This window comes from Macrococcoides goetzii (assembly GCF_002742385.2).
Classification (GTDB): domain Bacteria; phylum Bacillota; class Bacilli; order Staphylococcales; family Staphylococcaceae; genus Macrococcoides; species Macrococcoides goetzii.
Genome location: NZ_MJBI02000002.1, coordinates 277,908 through 298,198, shown reverse-complemented (window position 1 = coordinate 298,198; position 20,291 = coordinate 277,908). Strand labels below are relative to the sequence as shown.

Genomic DNA, 20,291 nt, shown 5'->3' with positions numbered 1-20,291 from the left:
AATAATGACTCCGTTATGCTTAAATAAAATAAGGAGGGGATGTAATGAAGTCACTTCATTTCCCGGAAAATGTTGAATACTTGATCTGTTCGGATTTTGACGAAACGTTTTTCGCACATGATTTAAGTAATCCGGAAGATGTACTTGCACTAGACACATTTTTAGAACAAAATGTTGCAGCTAAAGGTATTCTTTTCGGCATTATTTCTGCCAGTACTAAAGAAATGATAGAAGCTTGTTTTGACAAAGGCCATTACAAACATTATCCACATTTTATTTCAACTAACTCAGGGACTGAGATATATTATGTAGAAAATAATAAACTGATTAGAGATGAAACATATCATAATAAATTTCAACAATTAAATTTTGATAAAAGCGTCATTCTCAATATAGAAGAACAACTTAAACAACAAAATATAGACCTCATCACACAAATTCCTTTTGAAAATGCACCATTTTCTCGCAACTATTATTATCGTTCATTAGGAGAACTGGATGCTGAAAATATTGATTTAATAAAGACAACTGGTAAAAAACATAATTTTATCGTTAACGTCAGCAAATGTAACCCTAAAATTGGTGATCCGGAAAATCATTACGATGTAGACTTTTATCCATCTATTGCCGGTAAACATGCAGTAGTGCAGTATTTAATGGATAAATTCAATATTGATAAAGACCATACCTTTGCTTTTGGCGATAGCGGGAACGACTTATTAATGCTCAACAGTGTCAAACATGGGTATTTAGTAAGTAATGCAACTGAAGAAGCAAAATCTAAATATAAACACCATACCAATGCATCATATAATAAAGGCATATTAGAAGTATTACAGCATTATTTCAAGGAGTGAAAGACTTGTACATTTCTCAAATGAAAGATATACAATTATTAGCTGATTTCTTGTTCCGATTAAACCAGGATAGTAAACACCACGTAGGAAATATACGTGTTACAAAACAAAGCATTATCGACCAGCTGAACAATATTAATCCAGAAGATATGTTGCAAATTACTGAAGGTGAGGAGATCATTGCAGCCTTTGGTATAGAACACATCAATGAGACAGAAGCCAATATGCTTGGACCAATTACTACAAAGACAGATAAAGAAACGCTTAATATGATAGAAGTCATGTGGCAGGATTTCTTACGTAACCATCCGAATACAACAATGTATTATTTCAGTTTTCATGAAGATCACAGATTTGGTCAGGCTGTAATGAAGCATCTTCGCACCCAGTATTTAGGCACAACATATACGATGAAAGCTGAAGAAAATAAAACGACAGCTATTGCACCACAAATCATCAAGTATAAACCTATTTATAAGAAAAGTTTCACCTTACTTATGAAAGATTTACAGACCGACTATAAAACAAAATGTGAGAAGATACTTTCCACTGTCGGACAATCACATGAACTTTACCTTTATTTAAATGAAGGACTCGTCAAGGCCTGTATTTGGATTCAAATCAACGATGATGATGTTTGTAATATCGAATATTTAGCAACACATCCACAATATCGAAATAAAGGTATTGGTCACGAACTCGTATCCTTTGCTGTGGATCACGCTTTCAATAAACATCACGCAAAATGCGTTCAGATTTCTGTGAAAAGTAAGCGTGAAAAGAATATCGCTTTCTATGAAGCAATCGGATTTAATAAAATCAATGAAATGAATCATTTTAAATATACAGTAGAGTAAAAGTCATCATCCAATTCTATATATTAACCGAGAGGCTGGGACAGTAGTGTTCTGCCACAAGCAAAAACCGAACAAAACTAATAAATCGCTCTTTGATTTATAGTTTTTGTTCGGTTTTTGTCGTAGTGGCAACTGCTGTGCCGCCGTTTAAGCTGTTAAACAGAAGAGGGCTAAGACTTATGTCTCACCCTCTCGATTTTTTTGATTAAAGTCACTCGTTTTAGTAAAAATAATTAAGGGTAAAAGATAGTTATCGATAGAGAGAGAAGGAGTGAATACATGGATTTATTAATTGCATTACTCCCTGCATTACTTTGGGGAAGTGTTGTACTCATCAACGTTAAAGTTGGTGGTTCTCCGTATGAACAAATAATGGGTACAGTGTTAGGTGCATTTATTATTGGAACAATTACATACTTTATTGTACAGCCAGAATTAAATTTAAAAATACTATCTGTCGGTATTATTTCTGGTGCTTTTTGGGCACTTGGTCAAGGTAATCAACTTAAAAGTGTTGAACTAATCGGTGTTTCAAAAACAATGCCTATTTCAACTGGATTACAACTTGTAAGTACTACTTTAATATCTGTAATATTCTTTAACGAATGGACAACTACAAAAGCCGTAGTCTTAGGCATTGCCGCATTATTATTACTTGTTATCGGAGTCATTTTAACTTCATTAAAAGGTGACAATGAAGATGGTGGTAATAATAACTATAAGAAAGCTTTACCTATACTTATAATTTCTACAATCGGTTATGTTACATACGTTGTCATCGGACAATTCTTCGGCGTTGAAGGATGGGATGCGCTATTTCCACAGGCTATCGGTATGTTGATTGGTGGTATTTTATTAAGCTTCAAACACCAACCTAAAAAGAAAAATATTTTTAAAAATATTATCCCTGGTGTTGTGTGGGCACTTGGTAATATGGCTTTGTTCTATTCACAACCAAAAGTCGGTGTTGCTACTAGTTTCTCATTCTCACAAATGCTAGTCGTCGTTTCAACATTGGGCGGCATCTTTATTTTAAAAGAAAAGAAGACAAAGAAACAATATATCGGTATCGCGATCGGGATTGTTCTTATTATTGTAGCAGCATTTTTATTAGGACTAGCCAAAAAATAAATATTGGAGGAGACAAATATGTATAAAGATTTAAAAGATAAGGTTGTCGTTATTACTGGTGCATCTAGTGGCATCGGTAAAGCGATGGCTGAAGCATTTGGTTCAGAACAATGTAAAGTAGTCATCAACTATAACTCAAGTAAAGATAAAGCAGAGGACGTTGCTGCAATCGTTAAGAAAAATGGAGGAGACGCAATTACTGTGCAAGGTGATGTTTCAGTAGAAGAAGACGTTGTTAACATTATACAAACCGCAATTGATAACTTTGGTGGTCTAGATATCATGATTAATAATGCGGGATATGAGAAAGCAACACCATCCGTTGAAATGTCAGCCGAAGCATTCAATAATGTCATGCACATTAATTTAACCGGTGCCTTTGTCGGTAGTAGAGAAGCATGTAAACATTTTATCGAAACCGGTAAACAAGGCAATATCATTAATATTTCAAGTGTACATGATGTCATTCCATGGCCAAACTATGTGAATTACGCATCAAGTAAAGGCGGCATGAAATTAATGATGGAAACGATGAGTATGGAATTTGCACCTAAAGGCATTCGCATTAATAATATTTCTCCTGGTGCCATTGTTACTGAGCACACAAAAGAAAAGTTTAGCGATGATAAAACACGTGAAGAAACAGAACGAATGATTCCTATGGGAATTATCGGTGAACCTCACCAGGTAGCAAATGTAGCAACATTCTTAGCAAGTGAAAATGCAAGTTATATTACAGGTGAAACAATCTATGTGGATGGTGGTATGACAAAATATCCATCATTTATGGGTGGTAAAGGATAAAAAATTAAGAGCGTAAGACAAAGTTAATTTGTCCTACGCTCTTCTTTTATAGCATTATCAACTGAAATATATACAGGATCACAATCGATATTACGATCGTGATATTCGTTACCATACTAATCAGTGGAATGGTCTTATATTTAAACTCAATTGCGTAAGGAATAATCGCTACACCTATCGGTAATAACCAACCGATAAGTAAAGTCGTTCTAAACATCTCATTAAATGGTAATAAGAAGTAACAAATCGCACCGACAAATGCCCCTAATCCATAATGGAACGCCAAGTATTTCATAGCAATCGGTAAGTAATACTTATCGATTTTAAAGTTTAAAAAGACTCCTAATAAAATCATGGATAACGGTAGATTTGCTTTTGATATGATTTCAAAAAAATCCAGCACTTGAGATGGTAATTTAAAGTGAATCACATTAAATATCAGCATGATGACATACGTCATTAAAGGTACGGTCTTTAACATACTCATCAATAAATATCTCATATCAAACGTGTCTCCACCTTCACTAAAGTAACTACCGACAAAGTAAGTTACACCAAACATCATAATAGATCCACCGATATCAAACATTCCAAAGTACAGTAATCCTTTAGCACCAAACATCTGCTCAACCAGCGGATAAGCAAATAACCCGATATTAAAAGCTGAAGCCATCATACCAACTGAGCCACGAATTTGATTATTATATTTCAGAAACAAAAGGATTGCTAAAAATTTTGCGATGACTGCATATATAATCATGATAATCGGGAGCATAATCAGTGATGCATCAATTTCTACCCCGCTTAAAGTTACAATCACAAGGGAAGGTAATGTTACATTCATTACTAAAGTAGCGAGTACTCTTCCATCTTCTTCTTTTAAATATTTTAACTTTTTTAAAATATATCCGAGCATAATCAAAGCGATAATCATAATAAAGCTTTGTGTCATGATAAACCTTCTCTCTAAATAGCTTGTTCCAATACTTCTTCAGGTACCCAGCCTGTAATACCATCTTTCATAATAAGTGTATACCCTAAGTATGAATCATCAATGATAGCAACTTCTTCTCCAATTGATACATCCATGAAATAATCGGTGTAATCATCTTTTAAACGGTAGCCATCTTCAACTGCTTTAATAAATTCTGTCTTTACCATAAAGTCTATTCCTGTATGTATATGCTTTGCCTGCGTGAAATATTCATCACCATCGAATACTTCTATCTCAAAATGCGGATAAGTAAACGTATGCGGCACCTGATAGGCCACTTCGAAATCCTGAATCACCACTTGTCTCTTATAATCATCTACTGCCAAAGTATTTAATGTGTATGTATCACCTGTATATTCAATGATCAACGCGTTAAGTTGGCCACTATATTTCACTTGATTGCCACCATCGATATCAATGATACGTGACGCTTCATTTACCTTAATGTTGTTATTCATAGGTCCGTCTTCAACAAAGTTACATGTCGGAAAATGACCTACCACAACCATTTTTTCAGCATCATGCGATGCATTATAGAAATATGGCATGTTCAGTGCGTTATAACGAGACGTATTCATATAATCATGGTGATCAAGTCCTGCATGTACAAATATAAAATCTTCTGTTTCAATCATTAAAGGTAAATCCCGAACTATATCATGGATATGACTAAAGTGTTTATGCACGTCTTTCGCCATATCACTTTGGGATTCATAATCATCCAGTGTCTTACCGAGTTTATCCAGTGCTTCATGTACAAGTGTATGACGACGTTGCATATAATTGTACAAATAATCTTCTTCTAATTCGTCGAAGATACAATCACAATTTCCAAGGACCATATGAACATGTTCATTTTTCAAGAGTTCTCCTACAAATTCAACGAGTTCTATACTATTGGGACCTTTATCGATAATATCTCCCAATATTATGAGCCGATCGTCTTCTGTATACGTTACTTTTGAAAGTAAATTTTTAAATAAATCAATATTGCCATGAATATCTGAGACAACGATTGTACGTCTATCTTTAATTGACATCGTCATGTAGTTATCTTTAATCTTCATCTGTAATCGGACTCACTTTCGCATTGATTAATTGTATGAGTTCATCTACATTAACTTTCATCTGGATACCAATTTGTCCCGCACTTACGATGATCGTTTCAAGTGCTTGAGCAGATGCATCAATTACAGTGGGAAATTGTTTTTTCATACCTACCGGTGAACAGCCACCACGAATATAACCTGTCATCTTCTCTAGATCTTTTACTGCAAGCATTTCTAACTTCTTCTCACCAACTGCTTTACTGATTGCTTTAATATTAAGGGTTGCTTCAACTGGAATAACAGCAACATAATAATTATTTTTACCTTGTAGTACTAATGTTTTATACACATATTCCACCGGTTGGCTAATTTTATTTGCTACGGTAATCCCATCAACTTGATTATCTTCTATCGAATATGTGAACGTTTCATAAGAAATTTTCTTTTGATCGAGTTTTCTTAATGCGTTTGTTTTTACTTTTTTACTCATATAAATGCCTCCAATATTCTTGTCACTTTATAATATACCACTTTTCATGTATATTTCTTTTAGAAGGGGGTTTTTATATGACATATAAAGTTGTATCGCTCGGCGCATTTTATCTTAGTGGTTTAAAAAGAGAATTCACTACCGAAACAATGGGAGAAATCAAACCACTCTGGGATGAACTTGAACAGAACGGCACACTTGCTGACTTACAAAAGTTAAATGATGTAGATACTTTAAAAGGCCACATCGGTGCATGCATTAAAACAGAACCATCTGAACATTTAAATTACTTAATTTCAGTTGCGACTAAAGAACCGCATGAAAATTACGAAACAGCTTATATCCCTGCGTCTGAATGGGTTGTATTTGATGCAATCGGTCCCATTCCAACAGCCATTCAGGAAACATTTGAATATATTTACGGTACTTGGTTTAAAGATGCACCATTCAGACCATTGCAAACCGCCGATTTAGAGTTCTACCCGCTAGAGATGAATTTTGAAACCGAAAACCCAAAAGTAGAAATCTGGATACCTGTAGAAAGGAAGTAAATAATGAATTTAGAACAACAATTATTAGAACTTAAAGAAGAATATATAAGAATACAAAACGATTTAGAGAAGGTTGAATCGACCGGGCAATCTTCACCTAAATTAGAACAAAAGCTTGTTGAAATCGAAAAAGCAATACAGAAAACACGCGATAAAATGTAATTCGATCTGTCACGGTAAAAAACCGTGACTTTTTATATTCTTTTCCACTATTATTCGTTACAATATATGTATTAAATTTTTTGGAGTGACTTTATGAACAAACAAATCAAATTACTTATGGCAATTCAGTTTTTTATATATTTTGGCTTCAGCATCGTTATTCCTGTAATCCCGGCACTTGTGCATAGTATGCACTTAAATGCATTTCATATGGGATTATTGCTAGCCAGTTATTCAATATTTTCATTTTTAGCAGCACCATTCTGGGGATACCTATCAGATAAAATTGGCCGTAAAAAAATATTGTTCATCGGGCTTATCGGATTTACATTAAGCTTCTTTTTGTTCGGTCTTTTTATCAATAACCTGGCAATGCTCTATACTGCACGTGTTATAGGTGGTATCTTCTCCGGTGCTTGTTTCTCAACGACAACAAGCATGGTGAGTGATATGACAAGTGAAGAAGAACGTAATAAATATATGGGACTCATGGGAATGATGATTGGACTTGGTTTCATCTTCGGTCCTGCAGTTGGTGGCTTGTTATCCGGCATCAGTTATCAGGTACCATACTTTGTCACAAGTGCAATACTGGTACTAATTGCAATATTATCTATGCTAACTTTACAGGAAACTTATCACGGAAACAGTGCGAAAGAAACTGAGCTAGGTACTTCAAAAATGCTGACACCACAAATTATACTCATCTTAATCTCAACTTTTATCGTTATGTTTACGATGAGTGGTATGGAAAGTACTTTCCAGCTCTTTGAAATTGAGAAAATAAATATCACAACTACTCAAATGGGGCTTCTTTTTATGATTGGTGGATTGATCAATGTCGGTCTTCAAGGTGGTTATTTGCGTAAAGTCAAAGACGGAAAAGAAAAACCCGTAATTATTACTGGTCAGATATTAACAATTATCGCATTTATCCTATTACCGTTCTCTATGAATTTATGGTATGCAGGACTATGTTTAGTACTTCTAATGGCTGGTAACGCATTAGTTAGAACATTGCTTACAAGCAGACTGACTAAAGAAGGTAATCGTAGTAACATGGGTAAACTCACTTCTATCAGTTACAGTATGGATAGCTTAGGACGTATTCTTGGTCCACTTGCTTTTACCGGAATTTTATCAAAGCAAATTGATGCACCATTTTATTTCGGTGCTATAATGACAGTTATAGGTACAATCGTCTTATTGATGTACTTTAAGAAAGGACGTACAGTATGATTTTTTTAATCACTTTGTTCACATTGATGTATCTTATTGTAAGTTACACGAGTATTTATCATCTTCAATTGAATATATTAAATATATTACGTATTATATTAGGTTTAGGGTATTGCTTCTTTATATTTACATCTGTAATGCATATCCCGGGAAATATGAAGTTCTGGATTACATTACTTGCGATATGTTTATTGATGAATATTGAAATCGCAGCTTATAAACATAAATTTAATGATTCAAAAGCAAAAAGAATTCTAGATATCTTTTCACTTGTTATCGCTTTAATGGTTATTGTGATTATAGCCATATATATTTAAACAGGATGCCAAAATAGCATCCTGTTTTTTTATCATTCATAAAGAACATTTGTTTCTTTAATGCGTTCAATAAATTCATCCACTTGAGCATCATCTACTGCAAGTGAAACACGAATGTATTGATCACCTAAACTTCCAAACGGAAGTCCCGGTGTTGTAAGCATACTTTGTGACTTCAGTAAGAAATCTACATATTCTTCACTATTAAATTCATCCGGCACTTTTATCCAGATAAATATGCCACCTTGCATCGGCTCAAACGGAATATCTGCTTCAATTAAAGCTTGAGTCACTTTATCTCGACGTCTTTTAAATAATTCATTCTGTTCATTTAAAAACGGTTCTCCAAGTTCTAATGCCGCTACAGCACCGTCCTGAATGGCACCCCACATACCCACTTGGGTGTGATCCTGGAAATAGTTCAAGTTCTCGATAATTTCTGCATTACCTACAGCAAATCCCACGCGTACACCAGACATATTAAAACCTTTAGATAATGAATAGATTTCAATCGCCACATCCTTAGCACCTGGTGATTGCAAGATGCTAGGATTTTTTGCATCAAACCCAAATGCAGCATATGCAAAGTCATGCACTATTTTTGTATCTGTGTCTTTAAAACGATTGATCGTCGCATCAAAGAATGCTTTTGTTGCAACTGCACCAGTAGGGTTACTTGGATAATTTAAATAGATTAGTTTTGTGTTATTAAGTTTTGCTTCATCTACTTTATCGAAATCAGGTAAATAATGATCTTCCGGATACAGTTTCAGCTCATAATGTTCCCCTCTAGCAAGTTTCACACCCGCTAAATAATCCGTATATCCTGGATTAGGTAACAATACACCATCTCCCGGTTCAATCACACATGTCGGTAGATGTACTAATCCACTTTTCGTACCATATAAAATACAAATTTCTTTGTCCTGGTCTAATTCAACATCATATACGTCTTTATAGAACTTTTTAATTGCAGCTTTAAATGTTTCTTTCCCTCTAAACACACCGTATTTATTATTCTGTGGATCTTGAATACTTTCAGTCAATGCTTGAATTACGCTATCAGGTACTGGTTTATCCGGAATACCTACCGCCATATTTATGAGCGGTTTACTTCCAACTTCAAGTTTACGTCCCATCGTCTTACCAAAATAACTTTCCGGAATTGTTTCTAATATTTTTGTGTATGCCATTACACTGCCTCCTATGGTTTATCAAATCCAACGAATGATTCATCTATTACTTTATCAAAGGCTTTAGATGTTATTACTTTATTAATATCTTTTGTTAATTGACTATTTTCATTCTTCTTGTTAACAACGATACGATTTCGATAATGTTCATCCATCTTCTCTAACTGTAATGCTGATTTTAAATCAATTTTAGAAGCTAATGCAAAGTTACCAGGAACAGCCGATAATCCTATACTATCTTTACTACGTGGTAATTGCGCCGCTTCTACTGCAATAAACTTTAAATTTTTCTTGTTGTTAATGACATCACGTTCTGAAATAGTAAGTTCGTTTGTCCCAGGTTTAATATCTATAAGATGTGCTAATTTTAATGTCTTAAAAGCACGTGCTGCATTGACCGGATCATTTGGAATTGCAATTTCTGCACCATTAGGTACTTCATCAAATGATTTATATTTACCAGAATAAATACCCATCGGCGCAGTTGGAACTTGTCCTGTCGCAACAAGACTCGTCTTATTTTGGGCATTGAACTGTTTCATAAATTCAATGTGCTGATATAAATTCGCATCTAAATCACCTTTTGCTAATGATTTATTCGGCTGAATGTAATCAGAGTATTCAACGAGCGCTACTGTATACCCTAATTTTTCAAGACCAGGCTGAATTGCTTTCTTTACCATATCAGCATAAGGTCCACTCGTTGCACCAATACTAACTTTGCCTTTATCTTTACTTTGCGTACTTTTTACATCCGCATTTTGACGCTCAAACGGATTCCCTTTATCTAATAATATCCCGGATAACAATATAACGATGATGCCTGACAATATAAAAATAACTATATTCTTCATATTCTTCCTTCTTTCGTTGCGTTAATTTTTTGGTTTTTATTATTTTCGTTTATATTTTTTATTTTAATCTTTCGTTTTTACTTATTATCTTTTATCTACACGTTTACTGATAAAGTCACCAGTAATTTGAATCAGTTGTACAAGGATGATGAGTATAATGACTGTTACCATCATCGTAACGTTGTCATAACGATAGTATCCATATCGAATGGCAAGGTCACCAATACCTCCGCCACCGATAACACCAGCAGTTGCACTATAAGCTAGTATGCTAATAATCGCTAAAGTAATTGCCTGAAAAATCCCTGACATACTTTCTGGTATTAACACGTCCATTATAATTTGTTTAAGAGATGCACCAGTAGCTACACATGCTTCAATGACACCTTTATCGACTTCTTTTAAAGATGTTTCAATAAGTCTAGCAAATAAAGGTACAGCGGCAAGCGTTAAAGCGACACTTGCAACATAAGGACCATGGGACTGCCCAACAATCTTGGTAGCAAATGGCAGTATCGCTACCATTAAAATGATAAACGGAAACGAACGGATGATATTAACGATAAATCCTAATATCGAGTTAAGTGGTCCATTCGGTAATAGCAATTGATTGCGTGTTAAATAAAGAAGGATGCCAAGTGGTAATCCGATAAGAACAGAGAGTGTAATTGCGATACTAGACATTAAAATCGTTTCTAAAAATGCTTTATATAATTCTGGTAAAAGTGTTTGAAATTTATCGCTCATTTATGCCACCCTCTCGATTCCGTTCGATTTCTTTATGTATTCATTTATAGCAATTCTTTCTTCAATATCACCTGTAACTTCAAATGTTAATATTCCAATCGGCTGATTCTGTATGTATTCAATCCTGCCTTGAATTATTGAAATATCACAGTTAAATTTCTTATATAGATTATTGATAAAGGCACTTTCTGCACTATCTCCAATAAACTTAACCGTAATAATTTCTTTATGTTCATCATTTAATTTCGTATATTGATCTGGTAATTCCAGATGATAGATATCATTTACAAAGTGTCTTGTTAAATCACTTTGTGGATTAGAAAACACAGTAAATACATCTGCATGTTCCACGATTTCTCCATTATCCATTACGGCCACTTCATCACAAATTTCTTTTATGACATCCATCTCATGCGTAATTACAACGACTGTAATCCCCAATTTCTGATTAATATCGCGAATCAAGTTTAATATACTTTTTGTTGTCTCTGGATCCAATGCACTCGTCGCTTCATCACACAACAATATTTCCGGATCATTGGCAAGCGCACGTGCAATTCCGACGCGTTGCTTTTGTCCTCCAGACAACTCTCTTGGATAACTATCACGGCGATGGGTTAGTCCAACAAGATTAAGTAATTCGGTAATGCGAGCATCATACTGTTTTTTCGGAAAATGTGCTGCTTTTAAGCTGAATGCGATGTTTTCCGCCACTGTCTTAGATTGGATTAAATTAAACTGCTGGAAGATCATACCTATGTTTAATCTTTCTTTTTGTAGTTTCTGTTTGTTTAACGTTGTAATATCTACATCATTGACAAGCACTTGACCACTCGTAGGTCTCTCGAGTAAATTTATTGTTCTGAGCAAAGTACTTTTTCCAGCACCACTATAACCAATAAGTCCAAATATCTTTCCGGTTGGAATCGTTAGATAAATATCTTTTAACGCTTGTGTTGTCTTACCATTCCTTCTGTATGTCTTATTGACATCAATAAACTGTATCGCCAATATATTCCCTCCACTTACTTATCCAAAGAAAAAAACGTCATTGCTTAATAGCAATGACGTATTATATGAGTCACTTATCTATCAAGCATAATAGCTTGTTGGATTTAGCACAGTACTCGTAAGAGCCCGCTGCTGAGACGTCATAGGGCCAATTCCCTCAGTCTCTCTGGATAAGATATTTAATTTTTAATATGGTATTTATATTAGTACTCAAATTTTGAATTGTCAACCAATTCTTTAGTTTTTATTTATTTACAACGGTTACTCGCTCTGTTGTTGCATTACTTTCCGTAAATTTATTACGCATCTTCATCAATAATTCATAAACAATCGGTACGACGATTAATGTTAATAACGTAGATGATACTAAACCACCGATTACCGTTACAGCAAGCGCTTTAGAAATCAATACTGACCCATCTCCACCAAATAACAGCGGCATTAATGCGCCAACTGTAGCAAGTGCTGTCATAAGTATTGGACGTACACGAGTCGTTGCAGCTTCTAAAATCGCTTCACGTGTCGGTAAACCTTCTGCCTCTTTGTTAATGACACGGTCAATTAATACGATAGCATTTGTTACAACGATACCAATTAACATTAACATACCGATCATAGATGGTACTGATACAGTTTCTTTAAAAGCTAGTAGTCCTAATATTACGCCTATGATTGTAAAAGGCAATGAGAATAGGATTGCAAGTGGTGCAAGTCCACCTTTAAATGTTAATACTAAGATGAGATAAACAATACCTACTGCTGCAAGCATTGCAAGCCCGAGTTGAGAGAAACTTTCTCCAATATCTTCACTTGTTCCACCAACGTGAACATCAACATTATCAGGGTGTTTTAAGGCATTAACCTTTTCTGTTACATCTTGTGTTGCTTTACTTACATCTTTACCTTTGATTTTACCTTCAACGGATGCTGAAATATTACCATCTTCACGTTTAATCGTGTCAGAAGTTTTAGTTTCTTCGATCTTTACAACATCACTTAATTTCACTGATTTACCTAATGGTGATGTAAGTTTTGTATTTTCTAACTTTTCTTTCGTCCAGTTATCTTCTTTTTTCTTCGTTAGGATAACTTCCGTTGATTGTCCTTTTTCGCCAACTTTCGTTACAACTTTATCATCGCTACGTTGATTTAATGTCATTGCAACTTGTCCAGCTGTTAAACCTAACTCAGATAATTTATTATGATCTACTTTTAAAGTATACGCATCATAACTATCAGAAAGAGACGTATTGACATTCGTTAATGATTTTACATCTTTTAATTCTTTTTCTAACTTTTCAACAACTGGTCGAATGGCTTCTGTCGATGATCCATTTACGGTTACTGTAACCGCATTTGTTGCACCACCTGTTGCGAAGTCCTGGTTTTTCCAATCGCCCTCATGATTTAATTTAGCAATTTTCGATAACACTTTATCCGCTTCATCTTCCCAGTTTGGTGTATCTTTCTTGTACTCTACCATCATCGCCATATCATTAGATGCGATAGGGTTGAATGGATTTTCCCCACCAACAGAGAATTGCGTATTTACAACGTTATCATTTTTAGCTAATATTTTCTGAACTGCTTCACCTTTTTTCACAACGTCTTCTTCTTTTTCACCTGGTTTAGGTTTGTATGTTAATGCCAGTAACTTATCTTCACCTGTAGAAATAAATGACGTACCTAAATAAGGTGTTAAGAATAGACTACCTACAAGCAATAACACACTTAATGCAGATACAATCGCTTTATGTCTTAAAGACCATTCTAATATCTTGCGATAGAATCCAGCAATCTTTCCGACTTTTTCTTCATCATCGTGATGACCTTTAATACCATTCTTAAAGAATATATGGGCAAGCATCGGCACGATCGTAATTGCGATTAAAAGTGAGGCAAGTAATGCGAATACAACCGTCCATGCAAATGGTCTAAAGATTTCACCTATAGAACCCGATACTAAAGCAAGCGGTAAGAATACAGCGATAGTAACCATCGTGGAACTCATGATCGGTACAAACATCTCTTTTGTCGCACTGCTGATTAATTCAAATCCTGTTAACTTCTCATCTTTAAGCGACATACGACGGAATATATTCTCGATAACGACAATCGAGTCATCAATAACACGGCCGATCGCAACGGTCATTGCCCCTAACGTCATAATGTTAAGTGAAATATCCATCTGTTTTAAAATAAGCATCGCCATTAAAATAGACATTGGAATAGAAACAACCGCAATTAAAGTTGAACGAATATTTCTCAGGAAGACTAAGATCATAATAACCGCAAATATTGCACCGATAATCGCTTTCTCAGCCATTGTCTTAACTGAATCTTCAATTGGTTTTGCCTGATCCATCATAAGAACGGTACTCATATCTGGATTATCTTTCTTAAATTGCTTAACTTTTTCCTTAACTTCATTAGCCAAAGTTACAGTGTTAGCATCATCCGATTTAATGACCTGCACACTTAATGAGTCTTTGCCATTTGTTTTAGAAATTGATTCACGACTTTGCACTGTTTTAATATCAGCTACATCTGATAACTTCACAGTTGGCACTTTGGCATTTTTCATCGCTTCCATCATAGCCTTCTGTGCTGCTGGATCTTGCGGCATTTGTGCCGACTGACTTTGTGCTGTTTGACTTTGAGTGGCACTGCTATCTGTTACCGGAATTTTAAGCGATTTTAATGCTTCTACATTTGTAAACTGACCATTTACGATAATACTTTTAAGATCATTCCCAAAAGTATATAATCCAAGTGGTGCATCCATTGTTGCACCTTTAATAAACTGTAATACACTATCTTCTGTTAACTTTTTCGCTTTTAACTTTTTGTCGTCAAACTGAAGTTCAACCTGTTCAACTTCCTGTCCTGAAAATGTAACGTTTGTTACACCTTCAATACCTTCAATTTCAGGTACTAAATCTTTCTTTATCTTTTCTGTTAAAGTCTTGATATCTGATTTATCACTAGATATTGAATAGCTGATAATCGGGAAAGTGTACATCGACATTTGAGATACTTGTTTATCCATAGCACCTTCAGGCATCTCAACTTTATCAATCTGCTTTTCCAGTTCATTTTGTGCTTCATCCATATCTGTACCAAATTTATATTGCACCGTTACAGCAGAAGCGTTTTCAAGAGACTGACTTGTTACTTTTTCTACACCTGATAAATTCTTAACTTTCTTTTCAATCGGATCGGTTATACCTTCTAAAACATCCTCAGGTGTAGCACCTGGATAAGGTGTTGTAATCGATATTACCGGCGTTGACATACTCGGTAACATTTCCATCTTCATCTTCGTTGCACTATAAACCCCAGCTGCTAAAATAATTAATGTCATCAACCAGATAGCGAGTTTATTATGCAAAGAAAAATCAATTATTTTCTTAATCAAGACTTTTCCTCCATTCATATATGAACTTCTTAACAATAGGCAATTTTACATGATTTATCCAAATAAAGCACCTAATATCACACAACTTCATTAAATATTAATATTTTCTTTTCTTTTATATCTTTTACTGATATTTTTTATAGATAATTTGTGTGCCTGTCGTCTGCTTCAGTTCATCAGATAATCTGTCATACAATTCATATGCAAGTGCTAAACCTGGTAATTGAATATTCATTTTCTCTGCTTCTTCTAAAGCAATCTTCATATCTTTTAAAAAGTGATGTGTATAAAAACCAGGTGCGAAATCATCAACTAACATACGTGGTGCAAGGTTTGATAATGACCAGCTTCCAGCAGCACCTTTCGAGATTGTTTCAAGTACACGTTCAACATCTAACCCGGCTGACTTTGCATAATAAAGACTTTCTGCAACACCTAACATGTTAGAAGCGATTGCTATTTGATTCGCCATCTTCGTATGCTGTCCACTTCCTGCAGCGCCAAAATATGCAATAGATGCACCAATGCGTTCAAATAGTGGATATACTTGATTAAACGTTGTTTCATTACCACCTACCATAATAGAAAGCGTGGCATTTTTGGCACCGATATCGCCTCCACTAACCGGTGCATCGAGCACTTCAATTCCTTTTGTTTGACCCGCTTCAAATAATTGCTTAGCCAGTTCAGGACTACTCGTAGTACAGTCAATGAAGATTTGACCACTGCTACCGTTTGTAATTAATCCATTCTCACCAAGATAAGTTTCTTCAACATCTACAGGATAACCAAGTATCGTGAATACGATATCAGCTTGTTCTGCTACTGCTTTTGGTGATTCACACCACACAGCGCCAGCTTCTATTAATGATTGTGCTTTCTCTTTTGTTCTGTTATAGATATATAGTGTTTCGTTTAAATGACTCGCCATGCTACGTCCCATAACACCTGTTCCAATAAAACCTATTTTCATCATAACAACTCCTTAATATTTTTATTATTTAATATTTCTAATATTTTATATTTTTATCTATCAATATATATTACAATATAAGTGATTGGAGGTTAAACCATGCAAAGAGTAATGATGACGATGCTAATTGTCATGCATATTGTATTTTTTTTGAGTTACTTTATTCATAGTGGCATTATATTTCTAACCATATATTTCTGGTTAATATTTTGTATCGTTACTTTTCTGATAGGTGTACATTATCATTTCTCTAATGATCCGAGCCTTTCTAAAAATATTACCTATAGATTACTGGCAATATTTTTAACCTCATTTAGTGTCTTTAACTTCCTATTTATATTATACGTTACATTTGTAAATCCGTTTCTATATATGAATACAAAACAATCAATTTTTAGCATCTTTAACTAAAAAAGGGACTGAACACTTTCGTGTCAGCCTCTTAACCTTTATTAAAAGCATTGATTGCATCCATCGCTTTTGAGATAGCATCTCTAAAACCTTTTTCTTCTAACATTTTTACACCTTGAATTGTAGAACCACCTGGTGTTGTTACCTGATCTTTTAATACACCGGGATGTTCTTTCGTTTGACGGACCATCGTTCCTGCACCAATAATCATCTCACTAACCATTTGATATGCAAGCTCCCGATTTAAACCTTCACTCACAGCATTGTCTGCCATCGCTTCAATGAGGAGATATATAAACGTCGGGCTGGATCCAGTCACAGCAGGCATTAAATGCATTAAAGATTCATCAATCCAATGTGTATAGCCTAAACGTTTCATTATTTCTTCCACTTGCTTTGCTTCTTTTTTCTCGACAAATTCATTTTTACTCATCGCTAGCACACCAGCATTAACCCCCACCGGTGTATTAGGCATAAGTCGAATAATTTTTGGGTGCTCATCAAATTCATCATCAATTTCCTGAATAGATAATCCACCGACGATAGAAATAAGAATATGATGTTCGCATAAATGTTTTGCCATTTTTGAAGTAACTTCACGGTAATTGTTAGGTGTCACACCAAGAATAATTGCATCGTACTGTGTAATATCACTCATCTTTGTAAGTGGTGTAATATTATGTTTTGCATTAAAGCTTTGAAGTTTATCTTTATTTCTCATCCAAATACCTAAATCCGTTCTAGTAAGTCCACTTCTGTTTAACCCTTTAACCATCTCTGTAACCATTTTACCGCCACCGATAAATGCTATTCTCAAAAGCTGTCACCTCAATTATTATATTAACTTTTACTTAGTTCTTATTTTAATCTTCTTCTTAAGATCTGTCATTTTTGGTTTAACAACTTCTATTAAATGATAAATCGGTTGATTTAATACATAATCAAATTCTCCAACTTTTTCACTTAATCTTGTACCCCAGACTTTCTTAAATTGCCATAGTCCAAAATACTCTGAGTCTTTATCTGGCTCTTTACTCGTTCCACCGAAATCGTAACTTGTAGCGCCAACTGAACGTGCATATTGCATCATACTAAATTGCATATTATGGTTAGGTAAGTAATCTCTGAATTCATTGCTCGAAGCGCCATATAAGTAATATGACTTTTTACCAGCAAACGTCAATAATGCACCTGATAATACTTTACCTTCAGGGTGCGTTTGTTTTAAAGTTTCTAACGCTGCAATTTGTTTTTGAATTTTCTCTTGTTTAATATTTAAATCATTTAGCTGATTCTGCGCTTTCTTCTGATCTTTCTTTTGTGTGAGTTTTTCTTTCTGTACTTCAATATCAGTAAGTTCCTGGTTTAAGTTTCGAAGGCCTTTATCTGGTACTAATTTCACTAAAAATAATTCAGCATCGCCATTTGGATTCAATGCATCATAAATATTTTCAAAGTAGGAAACATCTCGCGTTAAAAATCCATCACGCGCTCCTGTCTCTTTCATCAATTCAGCAAATGTACCTAAATCCGTTCTATCACCTTTAATACATTCAGTTCCCATCTTCAAACTGCGTTTCACTTTTGAACGATTGTTTCTTTCAAATGATTTAAGCAAAGTTTCATCGTCAACACTAATATCTGTCACCATCGTCATTCGAGGCTGAATGTAATCTGAACTTAATCCATCGCCGAATCCTCGATGTATAAAGCCTAATGCTTCTAATTGTTGTACCATATTACCCATTGATTCTACTTCAACATCAGGATCGATTTTTATCACATATGCTTTTTCTGATTTTGCAACTTTGATTGCATCCTTTACTAATGCTTCTACCGCTTCTTTATCTTTGTAATCAACAATAAATCCTCTAGAGATATAGCAAAGTTTGTATGGTAATTTAGGTACTTTCTTGAACAACAGCTGCCCAACACCTACAATCTCACCATCTCGACCAACAGCAATACGGCGTGCATACCAACCTGAACGAGATTTTGAAGCTGCCCAATCCGTTAGTTGTAATAAATCTCCGTTATCATGTGTTTTTACGAAATGATCATGTACTTCATTACTTATATTCATTTTTGAAACTGTCATAATAAGAATCCTTTCATTCGTCACGCAACAATTTTTATTATTTTATTGTTATAATTGAACTAATGTTAATGTTACTTTATTATTTTAACATTATTCTATAAAAAATGAGGTTTTTTATATGTTGAAAAATATACTATTAGTGTTACTGACGGTTATCAACGCATATTTTATATATACTATATCAACCGATGCTTCTATTAATTTATTGAGTGTTCATATCATTTCTGCTGGTTTTGCAATTATTTTGTCTATATTATTTTTAATTACGCGCGTTACATCACTTACAAAAATACTTGCAGCTTTAACAATTATTATTACTACTTATCATATCTATTTAATCGTTATGGTCATCTACAATTATGTTTACGTTAAATAAATGCATATACTGCATCATGCACAAGATGTTCGCCTTTAAGGCTGTCATCTTGTGTTTTTATTACTAATCTTCTGATTTTGTTTTCATTTCCAGGGACCAACTTAATATGAGGTAATCCTTCTTTTTTTAATAGAAAATATGTATTGATAACCCCACCTACTACTTCATAATCAAGCCACGATACAAATATTTCTGCAATGCTATCAAAGTCATGCGTTTCGATAACAATCGTGTCGATATTCAAGTGAGGTTGCATGTCGCTTTGCATCGCTTTCTGTCTTAGTTCATCAGGCTCTTTCCATTGTATAAAGAAAGGTAACTCAAAATTACGTTCTTCATCTATATATAAAAGTTCCCATTGTATTAGTTTGCCTTGTGGTGTGACTCTTTCCATCTTTAAGGGGCCAAGCGTCTTTAAACCTAATGACTTAAAGTGATGATTCAGGGCATTAATGTCATGCGTTCTAAAACACAATCGTTTAAATCCTTCAGTATAATTAGTTCTACCTAATGTACTCGCGAAACTCAAATATTCTTTATCATCTTTCATCGCAGCTTCTATTAATTGTTTATCAAATACGTCGATAAATTCGATATAAGATAAATCTATTCTACTTAAACTATTTTTAGTACCTAACGACAAATGTTTTCCTCCCGGGATAATATTTAATTTATTACCCGGAAAACGAAAGTCTTCAATACCATTTATATAATGTATAATATGATCGAATTGAATATCTATATTTTTTTCTTTCATTA

General features: G+C 34.4%; 21 protein-coding genes and 1 riboswitch. Of the genes, 9 read left to right on the top strand and 12 right to left on the bottom strand.

All coding sequences use genetic code 11. The features are described 5' to 3' along the window. Nucleotides 1-44 precede the first annotated feature (44 nt). The 4 genes from BFS35_RS06970 (at nucleotide 45) to BFS35_RS06955 (ending at nucleotide 3,649) form a co-directional block, all read left to right on the top strand. A complete protein-coding gene (locus tag BFS35_RS06970) occupies nucleotides 45-857 on the top strand; it encodes an HAD-IIB family hydrolase (RefSeq protein WP_099579003.1) in 813 nt (270 codons plus the stop codon). A 5-nt stretch (nucleotides 858-862) separates the two neighbouring features. Next, nucleotides 863-1,714, top strand: coding sequence for a GNAT family N-acetyltransferase (locus BFS35_RS06965; protein ID WP_099579005.1), 852 nt, complete (start codon nucleotides 863-865; stop codon nucleotides 1,712-1,714). Between the two features lie 279 nt (nucleotides 1,715-1,993). Continuing rightward, nucleotides 1,994-2,845, top strand: coding sequence for a GRP family sugar transporter (locus BFS35_RS06960; RefSeq protein WP_099579007.1), 852 nt, complete (start codon nucleotides 1,994-1,996; stop codon nucleotides 2,843-2,845). Nucleotides 2,846-2,863: 18 nt separating this feature from the next. Beyond that, nucleotides 2,864-3,649 (top strand): glucose 1-dehydrogenase, encoded by a 786-nt coding sequence (locus BFS35_RS06955; protein WP_099579009.1) that lies wholly within the window; start codon nucleotides 2,864-2,866, stop codon nucleotides 3,647-3,649. A gap of 46 nt (nucleotides 3,650-3,695) precedes the next feature. On the opposite strand, the gene BFS35_RS06950 is transcribed toward BFS35_RS06955, so the two are convergent. From BFS35_RS06950 to ybaK, 3 genes are read right to left on the bottom strand one after another with little or no spacing between them, the layout of a single operon-like run. After that, nucleotides 3,696-4,601, bottom strand: a complete 906-nt coding sequence (locus BFS35_RS06950) for an AEC family transporter (RefSeq protein WP_099579011.1) — start codon at nucleotides 4,599-4,601, stop codon at nucleotides 3,696-3,698. A 14-nt stretch (nucleotides 4,602-4,615) separates the two neighbouring features. Next, on the bottom strand, nucleotides 4,616-5,710 hold the full coding sequence (locus BFS35_RS06945; protein ID WP_099579013.1) for a metallophosphoesterase: 1,095 nt from the start codon (nucleotides 5,708-5,710) through the stop codon (nucleotides 4,616-4,618). Then, nucleotides 5,700-6,182 carry a Cys-tRNA(Pro) deacylase gene (gene ybaK / locus BFS35_RS06940; protein WP_099579015.1) on the bottom strand — a complete coding sequence of 161 codons (483 nt, stop codon included), beginning with the start codon at nucleotides 6,180-6,182 and terminating at the stop codon, nucleotides 5,700-5,702. The genes BFS35_RS06945 and ybaK overlap by 11 nt, the downstream gene beginning before the upstream one ends. A gap of 77 nt (nucleotides 6,183-6,259) precedes the next feature. Here ybaK and BFS35_RS06935 point away from each other — a divergent pair, with 77 nt between their 5' ends. The 4 genes from BFS35_RS06935 to mspA all read left to right on the top strand — a co-directional run bounded on the left by BFS35_RS06935 (nucleotide 6,260) and on the right by mspA (nucleotide 8,451). Continuing rightward, a complete protein-coding gene (locus BFS35_RS06935) occupies nucleotides 6,260-6,733 on the top strand; it encodes a GyrI-like domain-containing protein (RefSeq protein ID WP_158554273.1) in 474 nt (157 codons plus the stop codon). Nucleotides 6,734-6,736: 3 nt separating this feature from the next. Further along, nucleotides 6,737-6,895, top strand: a complete 159-nt coding sequence (locus BFS35_RS13880) for an SE1832 family protein (protein ID WP_099579019.1) — start codon at nucleotides 6,737-6,739, stop codon at nucleotides 6,893-6,895. Nucleotides 6,896-6,988: 93 nt separating this feature from the next. After that, the gene (locus BFS35_RS06930) at nucleotides 6,989-8,134 is read left to right on the top strand and encodes an MFS transporter (RefSeq protein ID WP_099579021.1); all 1,146 of its coding nucleotides are present in this window, start codon (nucleotides 6,989-6,991) and stop codon (nucleotides 8,132-8,134) included. Further along, on the top strand, nucleotides 8,131-8,451 hold the full coding sequence (gene mspA, locus BFS35_RS06925) for a membrane stabilizing protein MspA (RefSeq protein WP_099579023.1): 321 nt from the start codon (nucleotides 8,131-8,133) through the stop codon (nucleotides 8,449-8,451). Before BFS35_RS06930 ends, mspA begins: the two co-directional genes overlap by 4 nt. Before the next feature lie 32 nt (nucleotides 8,452-8,483). Here the strand turns inward: mspA and BFS35_RS06920 are convergent, their stop codons facing one another. From BFS35_RS06920 to BFS35_RS06885, 8 genes are all read right to left on the bottom strand, one after another. After that, nucleotides 8,484-9,644: an aminotransferase class I/II-fold pyridoxal phosphate-dependent enzyme gene (locus BFS35_RS06920; protein WP_099579025.1), complete on the bottom strand. Its 1,161-nt coding sequence runs from the start codon at nucleotides 9,642-9,644 to the stop codon at nucleotides 8,484-8,486. An 11-nt stretch (nucleotides 9,645-9,655) separates the two neighbouring features. After that, nucleotides 9,656-10,498: a MetQ/NlpA family ABC transporter substrate-binding protein gene (locus tag BFS35_RS06915; RefSeq protein ID WP_099579027.1), complete on the bottom strand. Its 843-nt coding sequence runs from the start codon at nucleotides 10,496-10,498 to the stop codon at nucleotides 9,656-9,658. Between the two features lie 84 nt (nucleotides 10,499-10,582). After that, on the bottom strand, nucleotides 10,583-11,245 hold the full coding sequence (locus BFS35_RS06910) for a methionine ABC transporter permease (RefSeq protein WP_099579029.1): 663 nt from the start codon (nucleotides 11,243-11,245) through the stop codon (nucleotides 10,583-10,585). Beyond that, on the bottom strand, nucleotides 11,246-12,256 hold the full coding sequence (locus tag BFS35_RS06905) for a methionine ABC transporter ATP-binding protein (RefSeq protein ID WP_240628407.1): 1,011 nt from the start codon (nucleotides 12,254-12,256) through the stop codon (nucleotides 11,246-11,248). It abuts the gene before it with no gap. Nucleotides 12,257-12,327: 71 nt separating this feature from the next. Beyond that, nucleotides 12,328-12,433: riboswitch (SAM riboswitch) on the bottom strand. Nucleotides 12,434-12,500: 67 nt separating this feature from the next. Then, nucleotides 12,501-15,674, bottom strand: coding sequence for an efflux RND transporter permease subunit (locus tag BFS35_RS06900; RefSeq protein WP_099579031.1), 3,174 nt, complete (start codon nucleotides 15,672-15,674; stop codon nucleotides 12,501-12,503). 124 nt (nucleotides 15,675-15,798) lie between these two features. Beyond that, entirely contained in the window at nucleotides 15,799-16,650 is an 852-nt protein-coding gene (locus tag BFS35_RS06895; protein ID WP_240628405.1) for an NAD(P)-dependent oxidoreductase, read from the bottom strand. A 439-nt stretch (nucleotides 16,651-17,089) separates the two neighbouring features. Further along, complete coding sequence (proC, locus tag BFS35_RS06890; protein WP_099579037.1) at nucleotides 17,090-17,875, bottom strand: pyrroline-5-carboxylate reductase; 786 nt, start codon at nucleotides 17,873-17,875, stop codon at nucleotides 17,090-17,092. Nucleotides 17,876-17,905: 30 nt separating this feature from the next. Continuing rightward, nucleotides 17,906-19,156: a lipid II:glycine glycyltransferase FemX gene (locus BFS35_RS06885; RefSeq protein ID WP_170137304.1), complete on the bottom strand. Its 1,251-nt coding sequence runs from the start codon at nucleotides 19,154-19,156 to the stop codon at nucleotides 17,906-17,908. A 118-nt stretch (nucleotides 19,157-19,274) separates the two neighbouring features. On the opposite strand from BFS35_RS06885, the gene BFS35_RS06880 reads away from it, so the two are divergent. After that, nucleotides 19,275-19,532 (top strand): hypothetical protein, encoded by a 258-nt coding sequence (locus BFS35_RS06880; protein ID WP_099579039.1) that lies wholly within the window; start codon nucleotides 19,275-19,277, stop codon nucleotides 19,530-19,532. On the opposite strand, the gene BFS35_RS06875 is transcribed toward BFS35_RS06880, so the two are convergent. Then, nucleotides 19,525-20,289 carry a VOC family protein gene (locus BFS35_RS06875; RefSeq protein ID WP_099579041.1) on the bottom strand — a complete coding sequence of 255 codons (765 nt, stop codon included), beginning with the start codon at nucleotides 20,287-20,289 and terminating at the stop codon, nucleotides 19,525-19,527. The genes BFS35_RS06880 and BFS35_RS06875 overlap by 8 nt on opposite strands. Nucleotides 20,290-20,291 lie beyond the last annotated feature (2 nt).

Excerpts from the sequence above, each read along its gene's own strand:
- BFS35_RS06935 (WP_158554273.1), top strand. The coding sequence starts at position 6,260 with ATGACATATAAAGTTGTATCGCTCGGCGCATTTTATCTTAGTGGTTTA.
- BFS35_RS06910 (WP_099579029.1), bottom strand. The coding sequence starts at position 11,245 with ATGAGCGATAAATTTCAAACACTTTTACCAGAATTATATAAAGCATTT.
- BFS35_RS06960 (WP_099579007.1), top strand. The coding sequence starts at position 1,994 with ATGGATTTATTAATTGCATTACTCCCTGCATTACTTTGGGGAAGTGTT.
- BFS35_RS06970 (WP_099579003.1), top strand. The coding sequence starts at position 45 with ATGAAGTCACTTCATTTCCCGGAAAATGTTGAATACTTGATCTGTTCG.
- mspA (WP_099579023.1), top strand. The coding sequence starts at position 8,131 with ATGATTTTTTTAATCACTTTGTTCACATTGATGTATCTTATTGTAAGT.
- BFS35_RS06920 (WP_099579025.1), bottom strand. The coding sequence starts at position 9,644 with ATGGCATACACAAAAATATTAGAAACAATTCCGGAAAGTTATTTTGGT.
- BFS35_RS06885 (WP_170137304.1), bottom strand. The coding sequence starts at position 19,156 with ATGACAGTTTCAAAAATGAATATAAGTAATGAAGTACATGATCATTTC.
- BFS35_RS06880 (WP_099579039.1), top strand. The coding sequence starts at position 19,275 with ATGTTGAAAAATATACTATTAGTGTTACTGACGGTTATCAACGCATAT.
- BFS35_RS06915 (WP_099579027.1), bottom strand. The coding sequence starts at position 10,498 with ATGAAGAATATAGTTATTTTTATATTGTCAGGCATCATCGTTATATTG.
- BFS35_RS06875 (WP_099579041.1), bottom strand. The coding sequence starts at position 20,289 with ATGAAAGAAAAAAATATAGATATTCAATTCGATCATATTATACATTAT.
- BFS35_RS06945 (WP_099579013.1), bottom strand. The coding sequence starts at position 5,710 with ATGAAGATTAAAGATAACTACATGACGATGTCAATTAAAGATAGACGT.
- BFS35_RS06950 (WP_099579011.1), bottom strand. The coding sequence starts at position 4,601 with ATGACACAAAGCTTTATTATGATTATCGCTTTGATTATGCTCGGATAT.
- BFS35_RS06955 (WP_099579009.1), top strand. The coding sequence starts at position 2,864 with ATGTATAAAGATTTAAAAGATAAGGTTGTCGTTATTACTGGTGCATCT.
- ybaK (WP_099579015.1), bottom strand. The coding sequence starts at position 6,182 with ATGAGTAAAAAAGTAAAAACAAACGCATTAAGAAAACTCGATCAAAAG.
- BFS35_RS13880 (WP_099579019.1), top strand. The coding sequence starts at position 6,737 with ATGAATTTAGAACAACAATTATTAGAACTTAAAGAAGAATATATAAGA.
- BFS35_RS06895 (WP_240628405.1), bottom strand. The coding sequence starts at position 16,650 with ATGATGAAAATAGGTTTTATTGGAACAGGTGTTATGGGACGTAGCATG.
- BFS35_RS06930 (WP_099579021.1), top strand. The coding sequence starts at position 6,989 with ATGAACAAACAAATCAAATTACTTATGGCAATTCAGTTTTTTATATAT.